The organism is Allobosea sp. CER48 (genome assembly GCF_044752385.1).
GTDB lineage: Bacteria > Pseudomonadota > Alphaproteobacteria > Rhizobiales > Beijerinckiaceae > Allobosea.
Genome location: NZ_JBIWYK010000197.1, coordinates 1 through 5,812 on the forward strand (window position 1 = coordinate 1; position 5,812 = coordinate 5,812).

The following is a 5,812-nucleotide window of genomic DNA, read 5'->3' on the forward strand; positions in this document are numbered from 1 at the left end:
CCTGTGACGGGCTCGCTTCGCGACAGGCCGGCGAGCTCGGCCCAGAGTCCCTTCTCGGCGGTGACATCCTGCTTGGAACCGAAGATGCGCAGCGGCCGGCCATGCTGATGGCCGACGCCGACAAGGAGGCGCATCCAGCGCTTCTCGCCCGTCGCAGCCCTGATCCGGCAGTCCAGCGCAAATCCCTGTCCGGTGCTGATCGCCCGGCTGCGCAGCTGGTTCATCTCGCGGCGCGAGCGCTCCTCATAGAGGTCGAGGGTCGCGCTCCGGTAGATGGCGGAGCCGCGCTTCAGGCCGAAGAGGTCGTAGACGCCGTCCGTCCAGCTCAGCGACTCGTTGGAGAGATTGCACTCCCAGGCGCCGAGGGCGGCGCCAGCGACGGCGCGGTCGTAGAGGGGCTGCGTTGCCGCGATGAGCTGCTGGCTGTTCAAGGCGCCCCTCCTTTGCCTGCCGGTAGGTCAAGCCTAGGTCGCGTCCGTTAAGGGACCTTTGCGTTTCGCCCGAGGATGCCGCTTATTCACTCGCGCCGCAGCGCCTCGATCGGATCGAGCCGGGCGGCACGCCGGGCCGGATAGAAGCCGAAGAAGACGCCGATCAGCCCGGAAACGCCGACCGCGATCAGGATCGTCTGGATCGAGATCACCGAGGGCCAACCCGCGACATGGGCGATGGTCAGCGCCGCGGCGATGCCGAGCGCGACGCCGGCCGCGCCGCCGATGGTCGCCAGCGTCGTCGCCTCGATCAGGAACTGGGTCAGCACGGCGCTCTGACGGGCGCCGACCGCAAGGCGCAGGCCGATCTCGCGGGTGCGCTCGGTCACCGAGACCAGCATGATGTTCATGATGCCGATGCCGCCGACGAGCAGCGAAACGGCGGCGACAGCCGCGAGCAGCCATGAGAGCGTCGTGGCGGCGGCGGTGGCGGTGTTGGCGATCTCGGTCAGGTTGCGGACGATGAAATCGTCCTCCTGATCCTCCATCAGCCGGTGGCGCTGGCGCAGCAGCGCGGTGACCTCGGCGATGCCGGGATTGATCGCCTCTTCGTTGGCGAACTTCACCATGATGCTCTGCACCGAGCGATCGCGGGCGTAGTTGCGGCCGACGATGCGGCGCCGGCCGGTGTCGAGCGGCACGAAGATGACGTCGTCCTGATCCTGCCCGAGCGCCGACTGGCCCTTCGGCGCCATCACGCCGATGACCTTGAAGGGCACGTTGCGAATGCGGAACTGCTGGTCGAGCGGGTTTTCCTCGCCGAAGAGGTTGCGCGCGACCGTCTGGCCGATCACGGCGACGATCTCGCCCTTGCGCAGCTCCTCCGGCTCGAACAGCCGGCCGTCGGCGAGCTCCCATTCGCGGGCGGCGAAGAAGTCGAGATTGGTGGCGGTGATCTGCGTCGACCAGTTGGTGCCGGCATAGACCGCCTGGGCGCGGGTGACGATGACCGGGGCCGCGGCGGTGGCGTCCTCGACCTCCTTGAGGATTGCGCCTGCATCCTCGTCGGTCAGGGTCGAGGAGGCGCCGGCGCCGAGCCTGACGCCGCCCTGCGTGACGTTGCCGGACTGGATGATCGCGAGATTGGCGCCGAGCGACTTGATCTGGCCGGTGACGCGCTCGCGCGCACCGGAGCCGATCGCCACCATGGCGATGACGGCGGCGACGCCGATGATGATGCCGAGCATGGTCAGCGCCGAGCGCAGCGCATTGGCGCCGATGGCGGAGAGGGCCGAGCGGATGGCTTCGACGAGGCTCATGCCGCGGCCTCCGGCAGGGCGGCGCCGGCATCGAGCGCCGCCAGCGCGGCGCGCGCATCCGCCGGCTCCTGCCTGATGTCGCTCAGCAGGTGGCCGTCGCGGAAGCGGATCAGCCGGCGGGCATGGCGGGCGACCTCGGCGTCATGCGTGACGAGGACGACGGTGACGCCCTCGCTGTTCAGGTCCTGGAAGAGGGCGAGGATCTCGAGCGCCGTGCGGCTGTCGAGCGCGCCGGTCGGCTCGTCCGCCAGCAGGAGGCGCGGCTCGTTGACCAGTGCCCGCGCGATGGCGACGCGCTGCTGCTGGCCGCCGGACAGCTGCATCGGGCGATGATGCGCGCGCTCGGCCAGGCCGACGCGCGCCAGCGCCGCAAGCGCACGCCGCCTCCGCTCGGCCCGCGCGACGCCGGCATAGACCATCGGCAGCTCGACATTGGCGCAGGCGTCGATGCGGGGCAGCAGGTTGAACTGCTGGAAGACGAAGCCGAGCTTGCGGTTGCGCAGCTCGGCGAGGCCGTCGCTGGTCAGCGTCTCCACCGCGACGCCGTCGAGCACGTAATGGCCGGCGCTCGGCCGGTCGAGGCAGCCGATCAGGTTCATGAAGGTCGATTTGCCGGAGCCGGACGGGCCCATCACCGCGACAAGATCCCCGGCCTCGATCGCAAGCGAGACCTTGTCTAGCGCCGTGACGCGGCCGGAATCGAGATCGTAGACTCGGGTCAGGTGGCGGGTTTCGATCAGGGGCATTGCGGCGCCCTCAGAACAGCCGGGGTCCGCGCGGGCGGTTGGCGACCGGTTCCGGTGCCGCCGTGGCGCGCGGGCCTCCGCCGGTCACCACCTGCGTGCCCTCCTTGACTTCGCCGCCCATGAGTTCGGTGAAGGCGCCGTCGGTCGGGCCCAGCATGATCGGCACCGGCCTGGGCTGCCCGGTCTCGTCGAGCACATAGACCCGGCCCGGAACGCCCTGGCGCGGCGTCGTTCGGCCTTCCTGCATGATCGCCTCGAATTTGGCGCGGCGTTCCGGATCGAGGGCGGCGCCGATCCTGGCGATGAGTTCGTTGCGCGCGGCGCGGAAGGCGGCGCGGCGCTCCTCGGGCGAGAGCCCGGCCATCGCCTCGCGCGTGCCGCGACGTTCCCTGAGGATTTCGGCGATCGCCTGCTTCTGTTCCGGAGTCGGCTGCAGCTCGGTCTCGATCCGCTCGCGCAGCGCGCCAGCGGCGCGCGGGCCGCGCTCCCCGCCAGTACCCTCCGCGGCGGGGCCGCCTGCGCCGGCGGCGGAGGGAGCAGGCGTCGCGCCGACCGGCCGGAAGCGCAGGGCGGCGTTGGGCACCCGCAGCGCATCCTCGCGATCCTCGGTGACGACCTGCAGATTGGCGGTCATGCCCGGCAGCAGGGCCATGTCGCGGTTCTGGACGCGTACGATGCCGGTGTAGGTCACGACGTTCTGGATGGTCTGGGCACCGAGGCGCACCATCTCGACCCGGCCCTGGAAGGTGCGGTTCGGGTAGGCGTTGACGGTGAAGGACACTGGCTGGCCGGGCTTCAGCCGGCCGACATCGGCCTCGTCGATATTGGCGTAGATGTCGATGACGCGCAGATCCTGCGCGATCTGGAACAGGGTCGGCGCCGAGAGCGAGGCGGCGACGGTCTGGCCGAGATCGACCTGGCGCTGGACCACGACGCCGTCGACCGGCGAGCGGATATCGGTGCGCTCGAGATCGATCAGGATGTCCCTGAGCTTGGCCTCGCGGCTGCCGATCAGGGCGATACCCGACTGGACCTGGCCTTCGGCGAGCTGGATGTCGGCATCGAGCCCCTTGAGCTCCGCCTTGGCCGAGGTGAGCTGCGCCTCGTTCGAGGCGAGCGTCGCGGTCTGGATCTCGACCTGGGTGCGGGCGGTGTCGAGGTTCTGCTGCGAGCCGGTGCTACGGTTGAAGAGCTGGTCCTGGCGCTCGAAAGTGCGCTTGGCGTCGGCGAGTTGCGCGGTGGTGCGGTCGCGCTGCGCCTCGATGTCGCGGATGACCGAATCGGCCTTGGTGCGGGCGGTGCGGGCACGATCGAGCTGGGCGCGCTTGACGATGAGATCGGCCCGGGCCTGTTCGAGGTCGGATTGCGCGGCGTCGCGCCGCGTCTTGATCTGGTCGCTGTTGAGGCGGGCGACGATCTGCCCGGCCTTCACCTGCGAATTGTAGTCGACGAGGATCTCGACGATCTGGCCGGAGAGCTGCGAGCCGACGAGGACGGTGGTGACCGGGGTGAGCGTGCCTGTGGCGCGCACGGCTGCGGTGATGTTGCCGCGGTCGATCGCCGCCAGCCGGTAGGCGGGTTCGTTGGCCGCGCCGCCGGCCGGGCGCAAGGCCCAGTAGCCGCCGGCCGCGACGAGCATGGCGAGCCCTGTTCCAATCAGCCATTTACGCAAGGTCGCGTCCCCATCCCGCCTGCACATCGGCGCAGTCGGCACGGAGTTTGCCAGAAAGCGGGGCGCCCGGCGAGTTAACTTCCTGCAATCTTTGGGTTAGCCACCGCTCAGGCGGTGCGCGAACCTTGAGTCGCCGCAACCAGATCCCGCAATGTCGTGATCGTCGATGAATCGGCGACGCCGTCGACCTTGTCCGGACGCCAGTGACGCTGGAAGGCCGCCACGACCGCTTCCAGCTTTGCATCGAAGACGCCGTCGACCGCGACGCCGTAGCCGAGCATGGCGAACATCGCCTGCAGCGCCTCGACCGGCTGGCCGCTCTCGCCGCGGGCAAAGAACCGGCCGCCCCGGATCGCCGCCGGTTCGGCCCAGAGCCCGACGCCGGCTTCGGCGAAGCGCCGCCACGGGAATTTCTCGCCGGGGTCGATCTTGCGGCCGGGCGCGATGTCGGAATGGGCGAGTACGCGCTCGGGCGGTATCGACCAGCGCTCGCAGATGTCGCGGCAGAGGTTCAGCGTCGCCGCGATCTGCTCCTCGGGATAGTCGGGCAGGCCGCCCGGATGGCCGGGATTGGCGATCTCGATGCCGATCGAGCAGGAATTGATGTCGGTCTCTCCGGCCCAGTGCGAGGCGCCGGCATGCCAGGCACGACGCCCTTCCGGCACGAGCTGGAGCGTGTGCCCGTTCTCGAAGACGAAATAATGAGAGGACACCTGCGAGACGGGGTTGCAGAGCCATTGCAGCGCCTCGCCGGCGACCGGCATGCCGGTGTAGTGCAGGATCAGCATGTCCGGCCGGCGACCCGGCGTCCCGTCCGCATGCTTGCGCTCGCCATGGTTCGGCGACGGGAAGACCTTGGCGGCGAAGCGGCTGTCGGGGGCCGCTGCTTCCGGCTTTCTGGCGGTGTCGGTCATGCGGGCGGGCTCAGGCGGGTTCGGGCGTCAGGTTGCGGCTCATGCCACGCTCCTTGCGGATCGTCTCCCAGGCGGCATTGATCGCCGAGAGGCGCCTGGTCGCGATCGCGACCGCTTCCTCGGGCAGGCCGCGGGCGATCTCGCGATCGGGATGGGTTTCCGAAACGAGCCGGCGGTAATGGCGCTTGAGCTCGGCATCGTCCATCTCGCGACTGGCGCCGAGGACGAGATAGGGATCGTCGGCGCGGCGGGCGTGGCGCGCCTCGATCCGCGCGAAATCCTTGTCGGCGATGCCGAAGATGCCGGCGACCGCGCGCAGATAGGCGTGCTCGGCCTCGTGGATGGCGCCATCGGCGGCGGCGATCAGGAAGAGCCCGTCGAGGACGTCCTCCAGAAGAGCGGGCTCGTCCCTGAAGGCGCCGGCGATCTGCCCGGCATAGGCCTCGAAGCCGGCGCTGGTCTGCTTGGCGAGGTCGAATAGATGCTCGATGCGCTGCTGCTGCTCCGGCGGGACCTCGACGATACGCCGGAAGGCGGTGACCTCGTCGCAGGTCACCACGCCGTCCGAGCGCGCCATCTTGGCGGCGAGGGCGACCAGGCCGGTCGTGAAGACGAGCTCGCGCGGGGCCGGGCCGAAGGGCGCGCCCTCGCGATCGACAAGCACATGGCCCGCAACCGCGCCGAGCAGGGCGCCGAGGGGGCCGCCGAGCACGAGCCCGAGCCCGCCGCC

General features: G+C 70.0%; 6 protein-coding genes. All 6 read right to left on the reverse strand.

From position 1 onward, the window contains the following. Positions 1 to 431 (reverse strand): PAS domain S-box protein (locus ACIPIA_RS09225; RefSeq protein WP_400508779.1); only part of this gene is annotated, 431 nt, incomplete at its 3' end. An 86-nt stretch (positions 432 to 517) separates the two neighbouring features. Then, positions 518 to 1,750, reverse strand: coding sequence for an ABC transporter permease (locus ACIPIA_RS09230; protein ID WP_400508781.1), 1,233 nt, complete (start codon positions 1,748 to 1,750; stop codon positions 518 to 520). Then, positions 1,747 to 2,496, reverse strand: coding sequence for an ABC transporter ATP-binding protein (locus tag ACIPIA_RS09235; protein WP_400508783.1), 750 nt, complete (start codon positions 2,494 to 2,496; stop codon positions 1,747 to 1,749). The genes ACIPIA_RS09230 and ACIPIA_RS09235 overlap by 4 nt, the downstream gene beginning before the upstream one ends. A 10-nt stretch (positions 2,497 to 2,506) precedes the next feature. Further along, on the reverse strand, positions 2,507 to 4,168 hold the full coding sequence (locus ACIPIA_RS09240; protein ID WP_400508785.1) for an efflux RND transporter periplasmic adaptor subunit: 1,662 nt from the start codon (positions 4,166 to 4,168) through the stop codon (positions 2,507 to 2,509). 107 nt (positions 4,169 to 4,275) lie between these two features. After that, entirely contained in the window at positions 4,276 to 5,082 is an 807-nt protein-coding gene (locus tag ACIPIA_RS09245; RefSeq protein WP_400508787.1) for an N-acetylmuramoyl-L-alanine amidase, read from the reverse strand. Positions 5,083 to 5,092: 10 nt separating this feature from the next. Continuing rightward, positions 5,093 to 5,812, reverse strand: a 720-nt coding sequence (locus tag ACIPIA_RS09250) for a TerB family tellurite resistance protein (protein WP_400508789.1), incomplete at its 5' end; no start/stop codon positions are given.